This is a genomic window from Stenotrophomonas indicatrix (genome assembly GCF_050573115.1).
Taxonomy (GTDB): domain Bacteria; phylum Pseudomonadota; class Gammaproteobacteria; order Xanthomonadales; family Xanthomonadaceae; genus Stenotrophomonas; species Stenotrophomonas lactitubi_A.
The window spans coordinates 1,197,205-1,212,517 of the sequence record NZ_JBNYZT010000001.1 but is presented as its reverse complement, the minus strand read 5'-3'; the positions used below and the strand labels follow the sequence as shown (position 1 = coordinate 1,212,517).

The following is a 15,313-nucleotide window of genomic DNA, read 5'->3' as shown; positions in this document are numbered from 1 at the left end:
GAAGAATAAGGCAATTGAATGCACATCAAAGCGAAGAGCCCGGCAAGCCGGGCTCTTCGATGCGACAGCGAGCGATCAGTTCAGCTTGTACTCGAACTGCACGAAGATCTCACGACCCACCGCGCTGTAGGCGTAGTAGAAGTAAGGATATTCGTTGTAGGTGCTGTCCTTCGGGCGCAGCGTGTCGAAGACGTTGTTCACGTACAGGCCGACAGTGGCCTTGTTGGTGATCTTCTTCTGCACATTGGCGTTCCAGATCACGTACGAGCCGATGCGATCGGTCTCGCCCCAGTTGGGCAGCGAGCCCCAACGGTAGCCGTACACCGATGCAGCCCAGTCGTCACGTTCCCATGCAGCAGTCCAGTTGATGCGGCTGCGGAAGTTGAAGAACTGCATGTGATCACGCACGTTGCGGGTCGGGCTTCCCGGGAACTCCTTGTCTTCCAGCTTCAGCACGTGCGTCCAGTTCAGACCCAGGTCGAAGTCGCCCCAGCGATCGGTGTCGATCTTGTACTTCCAGGCCACGTCCAGGCCCGAGGTCCTCTGCGTGGCCTGGTTGAACGGTACCGAGTGGTAATCGACCACATGCTCGTCTTCGCCGAGCACCGGGTTGATGCCTTCGCGGCCTATCAGGCTGCGGAAGTAGTCGCACGCTGCCGAGGCCCCATCAACCGGCGTTCCGTCGCGGGTCTTGCCCAGGCGGCAGTCCGCTTCGTTGCGCATCAGGTAGCCGAAGGAAATGTCCTTGACTGCACCTTCCAGCTTGATGTTGTAGTAATCCACGCTCAACGACATCTGGTCCATCACGTCCCAGACGAAGCCGACGGTGGACGACTTGCCGGTTTCTTCCTTGAGGTTGCGGTTGCCCTGGCGATCACCCTGCAGACTGTAGTTGTAGTCGGTGCCGACGCCGCACTCATCATTGTTCAGCGGATTCAGGCCATCGCGACGGCACAGGTACTCGTCGGTCACGTTGTTGAGGAAGAAGCCAGACGGCTGCGCGAAGATGTAATGCATATCCGGCGCGCGGAAGCTGGTGGCATGCGTGCCACGCAGCAGCAGGCTCTGGAACGGACGCCATTCCAGGCCAGCCATCCAGGTGGAAGCGGCGTCGACCGAGCTGGCGTCGTCGTACTTGTCATAGCGACCAGCGAGGTTGGCCTTCAACGTGCTGAAGATCGGAATGCTGAACTCCAGGCCCGCGGCGTAACGGCTGCGCTTGCCGCCACCGCCGGTGGCGGTGCGACCCATCGGCGCATCAGTGCCGGTGTAGTCCTGTCGCATGCGATCATCCGGCGAGATGTCGTATTTCTGGTGAGCACCTTCCAGCACGCCGGCCATGGCCAGCGGACCGGCCGGCAGTTCGAAGAGGTCGCCGCTGAGGGTGAAGGTGCCCTGCGTGGACTGCGATTCTGCGGTGCTGGAGTAGGTCTCGCTGAACGCGGCAACCTGATCCGGAGTCAGCGGATTGAGCAGGCGATCGACATTCAGGCGGTAGATCGGCAGCCCATTGGGACGAGTGCCCAGGCGCGGACCGAAGAAGAAGTCACGCACGCGACTTGCGACCGGCCAGTTGAACTTCTGGTCGGCGGTATAGCGCGAGTGCGAGACGGTGGCATCCCAGTCGAAGCGCTCGGCGATGTTGCCACGCAGGCCGAATGCGACGTCAAGCGAGGTCTCGGTGTAGTTGTTCTGTGCGCCCTCGTTGCCCACTTCGCTGGGGGTGAAGAAGCGGTTGATGTTGCCGACGGTGCCGCCGAACTGCGGGTCGTAGTGGCTGGTGATGCCGAGCGAGCCGCCACTCTGGAAGAAGCGGGTAGCACTGGAGATCTTCGCTTCCGAACGACCTGCGCTCAGCTGGCCCCAGGCCTGGATGCCATTGCTGAAATCGAAGGTGCCGTACAGGTAGCCCGACTGCGAGCTGTCGGAGTTGCGTACCGTCTGCGTGGCCGGGTAACCGAAGTAGCCGCAGCGGTTCGGTGCAGCCGCGCTGGGGGTGGACTTGAAGGTTTCGAAATCGGGGAAGCGCCCGCAGATCTCGTCCAGGCCCGGTGCCGGCCACTCGCGGATCGCGCCAGCGCCACGATTGACGGTGAAGCGCACGCCTTCGATGGCGGTCGCATCATCGGGATTGGCCAGCGACGGATCATCGCGATAGGAGTCCATGAACTTGCGCTGGCTTGCGTAGATCGCTTCGCGCTCCATGGCCTCGAAAGCGTACGTCACGCTCCAGTTGCTGCCGGTCTTGCCGCCAACCCACTGCAGCCGGCCGGAATCACCGCCGCCACGGGTGGTGGTACCACCGCGCAGGGTGACGGTATCGCCTTCGAAGTTGGTCTTCATGATCACGTTGACCACGCCGGCCACCGCGTCGGAGCCGTAGATGGCCGACGCGCCGCCGGACAGGATTTCGATGCGGTCGATCGCGGCAGCCGGAATGTTGGCCAGATTGACGGCGTTGGACTGGCTGTTGTACGGCAGCGGGTAGTCAGCTGCACGACGGCCGTTGATCAGCACCAGCTGATAGCCGGGGCCGAGGCCACGGAGGTTCAGGAAGCTGGCGTTCTGGGTGAAGCTGCCGGAGCTCAGTTCGTTCTGCACCGAGCCCGTGAACTGACTCAGGGTGTTCAATGCGTCATAGACGGTGTTGAAGCCCTGCTTTTCGATGTCCTGCGAGGTCACCACAACAACCGGTGCTGGGCCTTCGACCTCGGCGCGCTTGATGCGCGAGCCGGTCACGGTGACCTTGTCCAGCTGGGTGGTGGTGCCGCGGCTGGCAGGCTGTTCCTGTTCGCCCGCGTCCTGGGCGAAGGCGGGAAGGGCAACCGGGAAGACCAGTGCCGAGGCCAGTGCGAAGCTCAGCGGATTGCGGCTGAGCAGCTTCCGATGCGTCATGAGTGAAACCCCCTAGAAATCATTCCATTCGCACGTGGCGTCTGCCCGGAGCTGTGCCGGTGCCTGACATCCTTGTGCCCCTTTAAACGATGATCGAGATCACGCTTACCGGCTTCACAAGCCGATGTCGCGAGATTAACACGGGCTTAACTACCGGAGTCAAGTGTTCATGCGCGCGTCATAAAGACATGATCTGCAAAGAGGGTGGGCGCACTGAATGCTGCTGGGTCTTAGGGCAAGTTGATGATTTATAAGATTTTTCAGTCAGGCGCGGGTTGCCGGGCAAAAAAAGACCCCGCCGAAGCGGGGTCTCAAACGCTGCAGTGCGGGTGGCTTACTTCTTGCCGAACTCGTACTTGGCCTGCACGTAGACCGCACGGCCGTACGGGTTGTAGATGTTGCTGTTGTACGGCGCACCGATGTTGCCGGCGTAGCTGTGGGCCTGGCCGTCGGGCATCTTGTTGAACACGTTGTTGACCATCATCGACAGGGTCAGGTTGTCCATCGCCTGGTAATTCACGCTCAGGTTGTAGGTGGTGTACGAGCCCCACTTGCCGGCCTCGTAACCAGACGGATGCACGTAGTCGTAGCCCTTGCCCAGGTACGCCATGCGGTTGGGCGTCTTGCCGATGTAGTTGAAGTACAGGGTGGTGGTCCACTTGTCCTTCGCCCAGCCCACCGCGCCATCTGCACGCACCTTGGCGTACTGGTCGTAGTTCCACATCGCGTACGGGTCACGCAGCAGGTCCAGGTAATCATCGCCCGGCTGCGGCTGCAGTTCGCGCTTGATCATGTTGGTGTAGTTGCTGGAGAACTGCAGCGCACCGAAGCGGCCGATGTCCTGCACGTACTTGAAGCTGGCCGTCACCGCCTGCAGGTTCTGGCTGGCGATGTTCATCTTCGGCGTGTAGATCTGCTCCAGCTTGCCGGTGCCGTCACGGGTGATCCAGTCGCTCACGTTCTGGCAGCTGGCCGAGGTGTTGTTGGTCTGGCCGTTGCGGCAGTAATACTCGGCCAGCAGCAACTGGTCGGAACTGAGGGTGTTGACCTCGTTCTTGATCTTCCAGTTGTAGTAATCCACCGACACCGACAGGTTGTTGATGGGGGCCCACACGATGCCCGCGTTCCAGACGTCGGCGGTGATCGCTTCCAGGTCGGGGTTGCCGGACTGTTCGCCGAACACCGATTCGTTGCTGTACGGGCAACCCACGGTATCGCTGGGGTTGAAGCCAAGCTGGCCACAGCGGTAGTAATCGACCGAACTGTTGGCGTAGTAGCCGCTGCGGCCCTGGAATGCGTCGGACAGGCTGGGCGCGCGGAAGGCGGTGCCGTACTTGCCGCGGAACAGCAGGCTTTCAATGGGACGGAATTCCACACCGATGCTGTACGTCGATTTGTCGACGGTCTTGTCGGCGATCTTGAAGGCGTCGTAGCGGCCCGAGGCGGTCACGGTCAGTGACTCCAGCAGCGGCATGCGCAGCTCGCTGGTCAGCGCGTAGTTGCTGCGATGGCCGGCGCCGGCGACCGAGGTGGTGCCCCACACGCTGCCATCCAGCAGGCGCTGGTCCGGCGTATACGACCAGCCTTCGCTGCCGGCTTCGGCCACCACCGCCAGGCCTGCATCGCCGCCGGGCAGCTTGAACAGCGAACCGTTGGTGATCTGCGCGCGGCCCAGGTTCTGCCAGGTGCGGCTCTTGTTGTAGGTGAAGCCGGTGAAGGTCTGGAAATCACCTGCCGGCAGCGGCGAATAGAACGCGCCCCAGTTCGGGTTGTAGATGTTGTAGCCGTCGTCGCTGACGCCCAGTACCGGTCCCAGCACACGGTCTTCGAAGTAGCTGTCGATCTCGTTGGCCCAACGCGCGAAGCTGCGCTCGGTCAGCTTGTACTCGCCGCGGCTGAAGCTGGCGCTGTAGTCCCAGTTGCCGACGTTGCCACGACCACCGAGTGTGACCTGGTAGGCCTTGTTGCGATCAGTGCTCATGATGTCGCGGTAGCCGGCGGCGCTGATGTCCTCCGGCGCGAACGCGCGCTGCAGGTTCATGTATTCGCCACTGGCCTGGTCGACGAACGCACCGAAGCCGACATCGCTACCCCAGAAGGCGTAGCCCGAGCCGGCGTTGTACTGGACCTCTTCCAGGCTGTACAGCGCGTCCGCGAACAGCTGGAAGTTGTCGTTGACGTCGAAGGACATCGACGAATAGATCTGGCTGCTTTCTTTGCCGTTCTTCAGGGTCTTGTAGCCGGCGCTGAAGGGCGAGCCACAGGATTCACCGGTAGCGCGCGTGCCCAGTACAGTGGTGCCGCCGAACTGGCCGGCCACGTTGGCGCAGCGGGTCGGGTCCATCATCACGTAAGCGTTCTGCTGGCCCGGCAGGTAGACCAGGAAGTCGTTGGTCGGCACCTGCGGCGTATAGCCCTTGGTGTTGTTCTGCTTGGTCAGGTCACGCTGATAGCCCCAGATCGGGCTGCTCTTCTCGTACTGCACGTTGACCAGCGCGTGGAAGCGGTCATCGAACGCGTTGAAACCATGCGCGCCACTGACGCGGAAATCGTTGCCGCCACCCTCGGTGTAACCGCCGCCGCGTACGTTCAGCACGCCGCCGTCCATGCGGTCCTTGAGGATGATGTTGACCACACCGGCAATCGCGTCCGAGCCGTACAGCGAGGACTGGCCACCCGGCAGGATCTCGATGCGCTCGACGATGTCGATCGGGATGCCGCTGAGGTTGTTGAAGGTGTCGCTGCCGTTGTAGAGGGCAGGGTAGGACAGCATCGGCCGTCCATTGATCAGGTACTTGGTGTAGCTCGGGCTGAGGCCGAACATGCCCGAGGCTTCAGCACCCTGGGTGAACGAAGCAGAGGTCTGGCCGCCCTGCAGGCCGCCGGTGGTCAGCGAGTTCTGCTGCAGCACCTCGGCCACGCTGGTGAAGCCGCGGGTCTGGATGTCCTCGGCGGTGACGGTCAATACCGGCGTGTGGTTCTCGATCTGCGTCTGCGGGATCAGTGAACCGGTGACGGTCACGCGCCCGAGATCGGTAGGGGTGTTCTCCTGGGCGAGCGCGATCGCGCTGCTGCTGGCCAGGATCAAGCCGCTGAGGACGGCGCGGGTGAGCGGGTGACGCGGGAAGCCATTGCGAGACATGCGGTACTCCGAGTGGTCGTGAGAGACGCGTTTCCCTTTCCTGGGAACTCATGGATTGTTCAGCAGCCTGCAGACACAGAAAGGCGGCGTTTTTCGAACGTAACACACGCTTAACTTGTTTTTCGCGGAGTTGTCGCGCTCTCGCAATCACTCGTTTCGAGTTAATAAAAATATATTTAAAAACAATGCGTTACGAAATTGGTACGAATTTGCCGAGTTTGGCTTAATGAATGTCCCGTAAATCATTGGATATTTAACAATCGAGATGTTCATGCGCTGATCGATGCATATGCGCCGGCAAAAAAAAGGCCCCGCCGAAGCGGGGCCTGGTCCGGAATCAAACCCGGAAAACGACGGGATTACTTGCCGAAGTCGTACTTGGCCTGCACGTACATGGTGCGGCCGTAGACGTTGTACAGGTAGTTGTTGAACGGCGTGCCGGAGGTGCCCTGGTAGCTGTGGGCCTGCTGCTCGGGCATCTTGTTGAACACGTTGTTGACCATCAGCGACAGGGTCAGGTCATCCTGCACGCGGTAGTTAACGCTCAGGTTGTAGGTGGTGTACGAAGCCCACTTGCCTGCCTTGTAACCCGACGCACCATGGGTGTACTCATAGCCGTTCAGGCCCGCCAGGTAGTTCGGGGTGTGGCCGATGTAGTTCGCGTACAGCGTGGTGGTCCACTTGTCCAACGACCAGGCCACCGACGCGTCGGAACGGACCTTGGCGTAGCTGTCGTAGTTCCACATCGACTTCGGGTTGCCCAGCAGGTCCTGGAAGTCCTCACCCGGCTGCGCCTGCACTTCACGCTTCAGCATGTTGGTGTAGTTGCCCGAGACCTGCAGCGAACCGAAGCGGCCGATGTCCTGCAGGTACTTGAAGCCGACGGTCACGGCCTGCAGGTTCTGGCGGGCCACGTTCATCTTCGGGGTGTACAGCGAGCTCAGGTTGCCGGCCGAATCACGGGTGACCCAGTCAGCCACGTTCTGGCAGGTAGCCGAGGAGCCGTTCGGCAGGCCGTTGCGGCAGTAGTACTCGGCCAGCAGCAGCTGGTCGGTGCTGGCCGTATCGACTTCGTTCTCGATCTTCCAGTTGTAGTAGTCGGCCGAGATCGACAGGTTCGCCATCGGCGCCCAGACGATGCCCGCATTCCAGACGTCAGCGGTGATCGGCTCCAGGTCCGGGTTGCCGGCACGCTCGGAGTAGACCGAGACGCTGTCCGCGTAGCGGCAGGCGTCGGTATTACCCGGCACGTAGCCCAGCTCGCCGCAACGGTAGTAGTCGGTGGAGTTGGCAGCGTAGTAGCCGCTGCGGCCCTGGAACGCGTCGGGCAGGGTCGGCGCGCGGAAGGCGGTGCCGTACTTGCCGCGGAACAGCAGGCTTTCGATCGGACGGAACTCGACGCCGACGCTGTAGGTGGCCTTGTCGACGGTGTTGTCTCCGATCTTGAAGGCGTCATAGCGACCGGAAGCGGTCACCGTCAGCGACTCCAGCAGCGGCATGCGCAATTCGCTGGTCACCGCGTAGTTGCTGCGATGGCCATTGCCGGCAACAGCCGACGAACCCCACACATCGCCGTCCAGCAGGCGCTGGTCCGGGCTGTAGTCCCAACCTTCGCTGCCACCTTCGACGACCACGGCCAGGCCGGCGTCGCCGCCCGGAAGCGAGAACAGCGAGCCATTGGTGACCTGGGCACGAGCCATGTTCTGCCAGGTGCGCGCATGGTTGGTGGTGTAACCGGTGAAGCCGGCGAAGTCTTCCGGCGCGATCGGCGAATAGAACGCGCCCCAGTTGGTGTTGTAGATGCCGAAGCCATCCTTGGTGCCGAGCTGCGGGCCCAGTACCTTGTCAGCGAAGTAGCTGTTGATGGCATTGCCGAAGCGCTGGAACTTGCTTTCATCCAGGCGGTACTCGCCGCGGGTGAAGCTCAGGCTGTAGTCCCAGTTGCCGACCGCACCCTTGCCGCCCAGGGTGACCTGGTAGGAACGGCTCTTGTCGTTGTTCAGGATGCCCTTGTAGCCTTCGCCGCCGATATCTTCCGGAGCGAACGCGCGCTGCAGGTTGACCAGCTTGCCCGACGCCTGGTCATAGAAGCCACCCATGCCGCTCTTGGTGCCCCACCACAGGTAGTTCGAACCCGAGGTGTATTCGGTCTTTTCCTTGCTGTACAGCACGTCGGCGAACAGCTGGAAGTTGTCGTTCACATCGAAGGTCATCGACGAATAGAACTGGCCGCTGTCCTTGCCGTTCTTCAGGGTCTTGTAGCCTGCGCCGAACACCGAACCGCAGGACTGGCCGGTCGGGCGGTTCGCCAGCACGGTGGTGCCATCGAACTGGCCGGCGACGTTGGCGCAGTTGCTCGGGTCCATCATGTACAGCGCATTGGTCTTGGCGTCGATGACGGCGAAGTCGTTCGACGGCAGCTGTGCGGTGTAGCCGTTGGTGTTGTTCTGCTTGGTCAGATCACGCTGGTAGCCCCAGATCGGGTTGCTGCTTTCGATCTGCACGTTGACCAGTGCATTGAAGCGGTTGTCCAGCGCCGAGAAGCCGTGTGCGCCGCTGATGCGGAAGCTGTTGCCGCCGCCTTCAGTGGTGGTGCCGCCACGCACGGACAGGCTGCCGCCTTCCATGTGGTCCTTCAGGATGATGTTGACCACGCCGGCGATCGCATCCGAACCGTACAGGGAGGACTGGCCACCCGGCAGGACTTCGATGCGCTCGACGATGTCGATCGGAATGCCGCTGATGTTGTTGAACGCGTCGCCGCCGTTGTACAGCGCCGGGTAGGACATCATCGGGCGGCCGTTGATCAGGTACTTGGTGTAACCCGGATTCAGGCCGAACATGCCAGCGGCTTCAGCGCCCTGGGTGAACGAAGCGGAGGTCTGGCCGCCCTGGATGCCGCCGGTGGTCAGCGAGGACTGCTGCAGCACTTCGGCGACGCTGTTGAAGCCGCGCGACTGGATGGCTTCAGCGCTGATGGTCATGACCGGGGTCTGGGTCTCGACCTGGGTCTGCGGGATCAGCGAGCCGGTGACGGTGATCTTGTCCAGGTTGGTGGCCTTGTCCTGGGCCATTGCCGGCGAGGCGGCAACCAGGGCGGAGATCAAGGCGACGGCGAGGGTGTTGCGACGTGCGGAATTGCGAAGGTCTTTCATGTAGTTCCGTTCAGAGAGCAAATACGAGTACGGCACTGCGCATGCGCCATCGTGCGTGCTGTAGAACCAGCAACGCAGCCCAAAACCAGTGCCCAGCGAACGTAACATGAACTTAACAATCTGTGCACGAATCTGTAGCAATCCTGAATTTCAGTCAGCGTACGTCCAGCTAGTATGATGTTGGGTTCTTATTATCGATTCACCCGGAGTCCGCAGTGAACAGTTCTTCCCGTCGTCCGCATGCCAGCCAGGTGCAGAAGGGACTGGCGCCGCATGCGCGCATCCGCAACGTGATCGCGGTGGGCTCGGGAAAGGGTGGGGTGGGCAAGTCGACCACGGCGGTCAATCTCGCCGTCGCCCTGCAGCAGCTTGGCGCGCGCGTCGGCGTGCTTGATGCGGACATCTACGGCCCCAGCGTGCCGGCGATGCTCGGCCTGTCCGGTCGCCCGGAAAGCCCGGACAACAAGAGCATCGAGCCGATGCGTGCCTTCGGCGTGGACACCATGTCGATCGGCTATCTGGTCGAGGACGAAACGCCGCTGATCATGCGCGCACCGCGCGCGACGGCGGCGCTGACCCAGCTGTTCGAAGACACGCTGTGGGACGACCTGGATTACCTGCTGATCGACCTGCCACCGGGCACCGGCGACATCCAGCTGACGCTGGTGCAGAAGATCCCGTTGGCCGGTGCAGTGATCGTCACCACGCCGCAGGACATCGCCACGCTGGATGCGAAGAAGGCGCTGAAGATGTTCGAGAAGGTCGAGGTGCCGGTGCTGGGCGTGGTCGAGAACATGGCCGTGCACACCTGCAGCAACTGTGGGCACGTGGAGCATCTGTTCGGTGAGGGCGGTGGCGAGCGCATGGCGGCGCAGTACGGCGTACCGCTGCTGGGGTCGTTGCCGCTGCAGATCGGCATCCGCGAGCAGGGCGATGCCGGCACCCCGATCACCGCCGCGCAGCCGGATTCGGCGGCGGCCCAGGCCTACCATCGCGCTGCCCAGCGTCTGGTCGAGGAGGTGGGCAAGCGCCCGCGCGCCTCGATCCCGATCCTGTCCTCGCTGCTGTAAGGGCCGCTGGCGGGGCTGCGGCGGCGACGCCCGGCCCCCTGTTAGAATCCTCGCGCCCCCTTGCACCCAGGACAGAGCATGAGCATCAAGAGTGACCGTTGGATCCGCCAGATGTCCGAACAGCACGGCATGATCGAGCCGTACGAGGCCGGGCAGGTCAAGCAGGTCAACGGCGAGCGCATCGTCAGCTATGGCACCTCCAGCTACGGCTACGACGTGCGCTGCTCGCGCGAGTTCAAGGTGTTCACCAACATCAACTCGACGATCGTGGACCCCAAGCATTTCGACCCGGGCAGCTTCGTCGACATCGTCGGTGATGAATGCATCATTCCGCCGAACAGCTTCGCGCTGGCACGCACGGTCGAGTATTTCCGCATTCCGCGCGACACCCTGGTGGTGTGCCTGGGCAAGAGCACCTATGCGCGCTGCGGCATCATCGTCAACGTGACCCCGCTGGAGCCGGAGTGGGAAGGCCACGTGACCCTGGAATTCAGCAACACCACGCCGCTGCCGGCGCGCATCTACGCCAACGAGGGCGTGGCGCAGATGCTGTTCTTCCAGTCCGATGAAGTGTGCGAGACCTCGTACAAGGACCGCGGCGGCAAGTACCAGGGCCAGACCGGCGTGACCCTGCCGCGCACCTGAAGATGGCGCCGGGCGATACCCGGCGTTCTGCGTGATGGCGAAGGCGGCGCATGCGCCGCCTTTGCTTATTTGCCGCGACCGAACAGGATCGCGATGCCTACGGCCACCAAGCCGAGCGGCCACCAGGTCAGCAGCAGGCGCGACAGGTTCAGGTTGGTCCAGCCCAGGTTGCTGGCCAGCATGAACAGGCCGATCAGGATCAGCAGGATGGCGGCGACGATATTGAATCGCATCAGGTCGGCACTGGCTCAGGAATGGGCCGGATATCCTAGCCGTTCCTTCCAGTAGGCGACATGCTGGTCCAGCGCGGCCGCCTCATAGCGGTGCGCCGGGCCGCTGCCCCAGACCGGTCCCGGCCACGCCGGATCGCCGTCGTGGCGGCCGATCACGTGGAAATGCAGCTGGCGCACGATATTGCCCAGCGCGCCGATGTTGATCTTCTCCACCCCGTCGGAGCCGTGCAGCGCCTTGCATGCGCGGTTGAGCTCGGTACGCAGCTTGTCCTGCTGCTCGCCGTCCAGCTCGATCCACTCGGTCACCCCGGCCAGGCGCGGCACCAGGACCAGCCAGGGGAATCGTTCGTCGTTCATCAGTCGCACTTGCGACAACGGGCCTTCGGCCACCAGCACGCTATCGGTGGCCAGGCGTGAATCGAGTTCGAAATCGCTCATCCAAGATGCTCCGAGAAGAAGTCCAGGGTGCGTTGCAGCGCCAGGGCGGCGCTGTCTGGATCATACGCATGTCCGACCTCGCGGTTGAAGGCATGATCGGCCGGATAGACGTAGGTCGCCATCTGCGGCAGCTTCTCGCGGTGGGCCTGGATCGCCGCCGGCGGGATGCTCTTGTCCTGCGCGCCGAAGTGGAACATCACCGGGGCCTTCGGCGTTTCATCCAGGAACTGCACGTTGCGCGCGCCGTAGTAGCTCACCGAGGGCAGGCCCAGACGCAGCGCGGACAGCAGCGCGACGCTGCCTCCCCAGCAGTAGCCGACCGTGCCGACCTTGCCATGCGGGGCCAGCCGGGTGGCGGCGGCACGAACTACTTCCAGCGCTTTCTCCATGCCCAGGGCGGTGACCCGTTCCAGGCCATCCTTCACGCCTTCGGGGCTGTAGGGCAGGGCATCCGGGTCGGCCTCGGGGCCGTCGATCAGGTCGAAGAACGACGGCGCCAGCACCGCGTAGCCCTCGGCCGCGAAACGTTCGGCGACGCCGCGGATGTGTGGGTTGGCGCCGAAGATCTCCTGCACCACCACCAGCGCGCCGCGGGGTTTGCCCTCGGGCAGGGCCTGCCAGGCGCGGACAGGGCCGTAATGCGTGTCCAGGGTGATCCATTCGGACATCGGGATGTACCTCGTTGCAGGGGACAGGCCTGCATTGTCGGTGCTGGGCGGGTTAGCGCGACGTCAGCGGCTGTGCGGTATCGGGCGGCTCACACGATTCAGAGGCCGCCCCCCAACCCCGGTATACTGGCGCCCTTTCAGGCCCCGGCCCCCAGGTCCCCCTGCCATGCTGGCAGGGGCCCAGGCCCCCAGAGTCCCGCGATTCCATGTCCCAGCTGAACCCCAAAGTCGGCTTCGTCAGCCTTGGCTGCCCGAAGGCCCTCGTCGATTCCGAGCGCATCCTCACCCAGCTGCGGTCGGAAGGCTACGACATCGTCCCGTCCTACGATTCGGCCGACGTGGTGGTGGTCAACACCTGTGGCTTCATCGATTCGGCGGTGACCGAATCGCTGGACGCCATCGGCGAGGCGATGAACCAGAACGGCAAGGTGATCGTCACCGGCTGCCTGGGCAAGCGCCCCGAGCAGATCCGTGAGGCGTACCCGAACGTGCTGGCGGTCTCCGGGCCGCAGGACTACCAGAGCGTGATGGAAGCCGTGCATGCGGCGCTGCCGCCCAAGCACGATCCCTTCGTGGATCTGGTGCCGGACTACGGCATCAAGCTGACCCCGCGTCACTACGCCTATCTGAAGATTTCCGAGGGCTGCAACCACCATTGCAGCTTCTGCATCATTCCGTCGATGCGCGGCAAGCTGGTCTCGCGGCCGGTGGATGACGTGCTGCGCGAAGCCGAGCGCCTGGTGCGCGGCGGCGTGCGCGAGCTGCTGGTGGTTTCGCAGGACACCTCGGCCTACGGCGTGGATGTGAAGTACGCCGAGAAGATGTGGCGCGACAAGGCCTACCAGACCCGCCTGAAGGCACTGTGCGAAGGCTTGTCCGAACTGGATGCGTGGGTGCGCATGCACTACGTCTATCCGTATCCGCACGTCGATGACGTGGTGCCGCTGATGGCCGAGAACCGCATCCTGCCGTACCTGGACATCCCGTTCCAGCACGCCAGCCCGCGCATCCTGCGTCTGATGAAGCGCCCCGGTGCGGTCGAGAAGACCCTGGAGCGCGTGCAGAACTGGCGCCGCATCGCGCCGGACATCACCGTGCGTTCGACCTTCATCGTCGGTTTCCCGGGCGAGACCGAGGCCGAGTTCGAAGAGCTGCTGTCCTTCCTGGACGAAGCGCAGCTGGACCGCGTCGGCGCGTTCGCCTACTCGCCCGTCGAGGGCGCCACGGCCAACAACCTGCCGGACCCGGTGCCGGAAGAAGTGAAGCAGGAGCGCTTGGCGCGCTTCATGGAAAAGCAGGCGCAGATTTCAGCCTCGCGTCTGGAAGCCAAGATCGGCACCGTGCAGCAATGCCTGGTCGATGCCATCGAAGGCGATATCGCTGTAGCCCGTTCCAAGGCCGATGCGCCGGAGATCGACGGTCTGGTGCATATCCAGAACGCCGATCAGGTGGCGTTGCGCGTGGGTGAGTTCGTCGACGTGGAAATCACCGAAAGCGACGAGCACGACCTCTACGGCGACGCGCTGCCGCCGAGCACGCGCCCGGCCTTCGACCTCAAGGTGCTGTGACCGGGGCGGAGGCTGCTGATGGCGGCCCCCGCCGCTTCGTGGCGCCGCTGCGCGCGGTAGTGGATCGATCTGCGTTCGGTCATCCGCTGTTTGCCGGTATCGCCGAATTCGGTGATCTGCTGACCGCAGCGAACTGGCCGCGCGTGTCCGACCTGGACGCGCGTCTTGCACTGCCGGGCAAACGCTTTGTTGAACAGGATGCGGCGTTGCTGGCCGACGGCCTGCACTATGAAACGCGCATCGCCGAAGGCCGCATCGCCACCCGTGCCGAAAACTGGCACGACCTGTTCAATGCCCTGGTCTGGGCACGCTACCTGCCGATCAAGCGCGCACTCAACACGCAGCAATGCCGGCACATCGACAGCATGGCCGCAGGGCAGCGCAACCGCGCGCAGGCCGCGCTGACCCAGTTCGATGAAACCGGCGTGGTGGTGCGCGTGCACGATCCGGCGTTGCTGGAGGCCTGGGATGCTCATGATTGGCGCGGGCTGTTCAAACCGAGCCATTGGCAAACAGGGCGGATCAACATTGCCGCTGTATTTGGTCATGCCTTGATGGAACAGGCGTTGCTGCCGGGCCGGCTGCTGGTGGGTAAATGCATCGTGCTGCAGGGCGATGACGATGCGGCCTGCGTCGATGCGGTCGCGCAGGCCATCGACGAGGGCAGGGTGCTGCTCGACCCTTTGGAGCTGCGGCCGCTGCCATTGGCGGGCATTCCGGGCTGGCACACCGATCAGACGTCAGCCTTCTACACGAACGACGACTACTTCCGCCCACTGCGCGAAGGGCGCCGTTACCCGTCGCCGCTGCTGTAGAGCCGAGCCCATGCCCGGCTGAGCGCGGCTGCCCGCCAGAGGCTCAGCCCTTGGCCGCAGTCTCGTACTCGACATCGATCACCGCAAAGGTGTGATGACCACTGGGCAGTTCCACCGAAAACTCATCATCCAGGCGCTTCTTCAACAATGCCCGCGCCAACGGCGAATCGATGCTGATCCAGCCCAGCCCTGCATCGGTCTCATCCGGCCCGACGATGCGGTAGCGGCTGGTCTGCCCGCTGTCCACGTTCTCCAGTTCCACCCAGGCACCGAAGAACACCGCTTGTGGATCGGTCGGCGTGGTGTCGACCACGCGCAGTGATTCCAGGCGCTTGGTCAGGTAGCGCACGCGACGATCGAGCTCGCCCAGCTGCTTCTTGCGGTAGGTGTATTCGGCATTCTCCGAGCGATCGCCTTCGGCGGCGGCCGCGGCCAGCGCCTTGACCACTTCGGGTCGACGCACCCGCCACAGCTCATCCAGCTCGGCTTTCAAGCGTGCATGGCCGGCGGCGGTGATCAGCGCGGTGCTCTTTTCTGCGGGGGGACGCCAACGGGACATGCGGTAAGACTTCTTTTCAGGGGAGCGATGGGGTCGAAGCCCTTCCTGCGGAAGGGGTCCGACCCCGGGTCATGCAGTGGAGTCAGGTCCCTTCCGCAGGAAGGGCTCTGACCCATTGACGGAGC

At 63.3% G+C, this 15,313-nt stretch carries 11 protein-coding genes; 4 read left to right on the top strand and 7 right to left on the bottom strand.

The genetic code is table 11. The features are described from left to right. Window positions 1-75 precede the first annotated feature (75 nt). The 3 genes from ACQ5SA_RS05515 to ACQ5SA_RS05505 all read right to left on the bottom strand — a co-directional run bounded on the left by ACQ5SA_RS05515 (window position 76) and on the right by ACQ5SA_RS05505 (window position 9,192). Window positions 76-2,895 carry a TonB-dependent receptor plug domain-containing protein gene (locus tag ACQ5SA_RS05515; protein ID WP_499313116.1) on the bottom strand — a complete coding sequence of 940 codons (2,820 nt, stop codon included), beginning with the start codon at window positions 2,893-2,895 and terminating at the stop codon, window positions 76-78. 334 nt (window positions 2,896-3,229) lie between these two features. Then, complete coding sequence (locus ACQ5SA_RS05510) at window positions 3,230-6,037, bottom strand: TonB-dependent receptor domain-containing protein (protein WP_353098541.1); 2,808 nt, start codon at window positions 6,035-6,037, stop codon at window positions 3,230-3,232. Between the two features lie 359 nt (window positions 6,038-6,396). Further along, window positions 6,397-9,192, bottom strand: coding sequence for a TonB-dependent receptor plug domain-containing protein (locus ACQ5SA_RS05505; RefSeq protein ID WP_499313110.1), 2,796 nt, complete (start codon window positions 9,190-9,192; stop codon window positions 6,397-6,399). Between the two features lie 215 nt (window positions 9,193-9,407). On the opposite strand from ACQ5SA_RS05505, the gene apbC reads away from it, so the two are divergent. Both apbC and dcd read left to right on the top strand, forming a co-directional pair. After that, window positions 9,408-10,262: an iron-sulfur cluster carrier protein ApbC gene (gene apbC, locus ACQ5SA_RS05500; RefSeq protein ID WP_089236336.1), complete on the top strand. Its 855-nt coding sequence runs from the start codon at window positions 9,408-9,410 to the stop codon at window positions 10,260-10,262. 78 nt (window positions 10,263-10,340) lie between these two features. Next, a complete protein-coding gene (gene dcd / locus ACQ5SA_RS05495) occupies window positions 10,341-10,907 on the top strand; it encodes a dCTP deaminase (protein ID WP_089236335.1) in 567 nt (188 codons plus the stop codon). Between the two features lie 65 nt (window positions 10,908-10,972). Here dcd and ACQ5SA_RS05490 read toward each other — a convergent pair whose 3' ends face one another. The 3 genes from ACQ5SA_RS05490 to ACQ5SA_RS05480 are packed head-to-tail and all read right to left on the bottom strand — an operon-like array spanning window position 10,973 to window position 12,246. Then, window positions 10,973-11,140 carry a LiaI-LiaF-like domain-containing protein gene (locus ACQ5SA_RS05490; protein WP_025876120.1) on the bottom strand — a complete coding sequence of 56 codons (168 nt, stop codon included), beginning with the start codon at window positions 11,138-11,140 and terminating at the stop codon, window positions 10,973-10,975. A gap of 15 nt (window positions 11,141-11,155) precedes the next feature. After that, window positions 11,156-11,578, bottom strand: coding sequence for an HIT domain-containing protein (locus ACQ5SA_RS05485; RefSeq protein WP_230109716.1), 423 nt, complete (start codon window positions 11,576-11,578; stop codon window positions 11,156-11,158). Continuing rightward, window positions 11,575-12,246 (bottom strand): dienelactone hydrolase family protein, encoded by a 672-nt coding sequence (locus tag ACQ5SA_RS05480; protein ID WP_499313105.1) that lies wholly within the window; start codon window positions 12,244-12,246, stop codon window positions 11,575-11,577. Before ACQ5SA_RS05480 ends, ACQ5SA_RS05485 begins: the two co-directional genes overlap by 4 nt. Window positions 12,247-12,452: 206 nt before the next feature. Here ACQ5SA_RS05480 and rimO point away from each other — a divergent pair, with 206 nt between their 5' ends. Together rimO and ACQ5SA_RS05470 are read left to right on the top strand one after the other, a co-directional pair. Further along, window positions 12,453-13,814: a 30S ribosomal protein S12 methylthiotransferase RimO gene (gene rimO / locus ACQ5SA_RS05475; RefSeq protein ID WP_230109718.1), complete on the top strand. Its 1,362-nt coding sequence runs from the start codon at window positions 12,453-12,455 to the stop codon at window positions 13,812-13,814. Further along, window positions 13,811-14,629, top strand: a complete 819-nt coding sequence (locus ACQ5SA_RS05470) for a DUF3025 domain-containing protein (protein WP_499313098.1) — start codon at window positions 13,811-13,813, stop codon at window positions 14,627-14,629. Before rimO ends, ACQ5SA_RS05470 begins: the two co-directional genes overlap by 4 nt. Before the next feature lie 43 nt (window positions 14,630-14,672). Here ACQ5SA_RS05470 and greB read toward each other — a convergent pair whose 3' ends face one another. Beyond that, window positions 14,673-15,188, bottom strand: a complete 516-nt coding sequence (gene greB / locus ACQ5SA_RS05465) for a transcription elongation factor GreB (protein WP_499313094.1) — start codon at window positions 15,186-15,188, stop codon at window positions 14,673-14,675. Window positions 15,189-15,313 lie beyond the last annotated feature (125 nt).

Excerpts from the sequence above, each read along its gene's own strand:
- ACQ5SA_RS05485 (WP_230109716.1), bottom strand. The coding sequence starts at position 11,578 with ATGAGCGATTTCGAACTCGATTCACGCCTGGCCACCGATAGCGTGCTG.
- ACQ5SA_RS05505 (WP_499313110.1), bottom strand. The coding sequence starts at position 9,192 with ATGAAAGACCTTCGCAATTCCGCACGTCGCAACACCCTCGCCGTCGCC.
- greB (WP_499313094.1), bottom strand. The coding sequence starts at position 15,188 with ATGTCCCGTTGGCGTCCCCCCGCAGAAAAGAGCACCGCGCTGATCACC.
- ACQ5SA_RS05490 (WP_025876120.1), bottom strand. The coding sequence starts at position 11,140 with ATGCGATTCAATATCGTCGCCGCCATCCTGCTGATCCTGATCGGCCTG.
- dcd (WP_089236335.1), top strand. The coding sequence starts at position 10,341 with ATGAGCATCAAGAGTGACCGTTGGATCCGCCAGATGTCCGAACAGCAC.
- ACQ5SA_RS05515 (WP_499313116.1), bottom strand. The coding sequence starts at position 2,895 with ATGACGCATCGGAAGCTGCTCAGCCGCAATCCGCTGAGCTTCGCACTG.
- ACQ5SA_RS05510 (WP_353098541.1), bottom strand. The coding sequence starts at position 6,037 with ATGTCTCGCAATGGCTTCCCGCGTCACCCGCTCACCCGCGCCGTCCTC.
- ACQ5SA_RS05480 (WP_499313105.1), bottom strand. The coding sequence starts at position 12,246 with ATGTCCGAATGGATCACCCTGGACACGCATTACGGCCCTGTCCGCGCC.
- rimO (WP_230109718.1), top strand. The coding sequence starts at position 12,453 with ATGTCCCAGCTGAACCCCAAAGTCGGCTTCGTCAGCCTTGGCTGCCCG.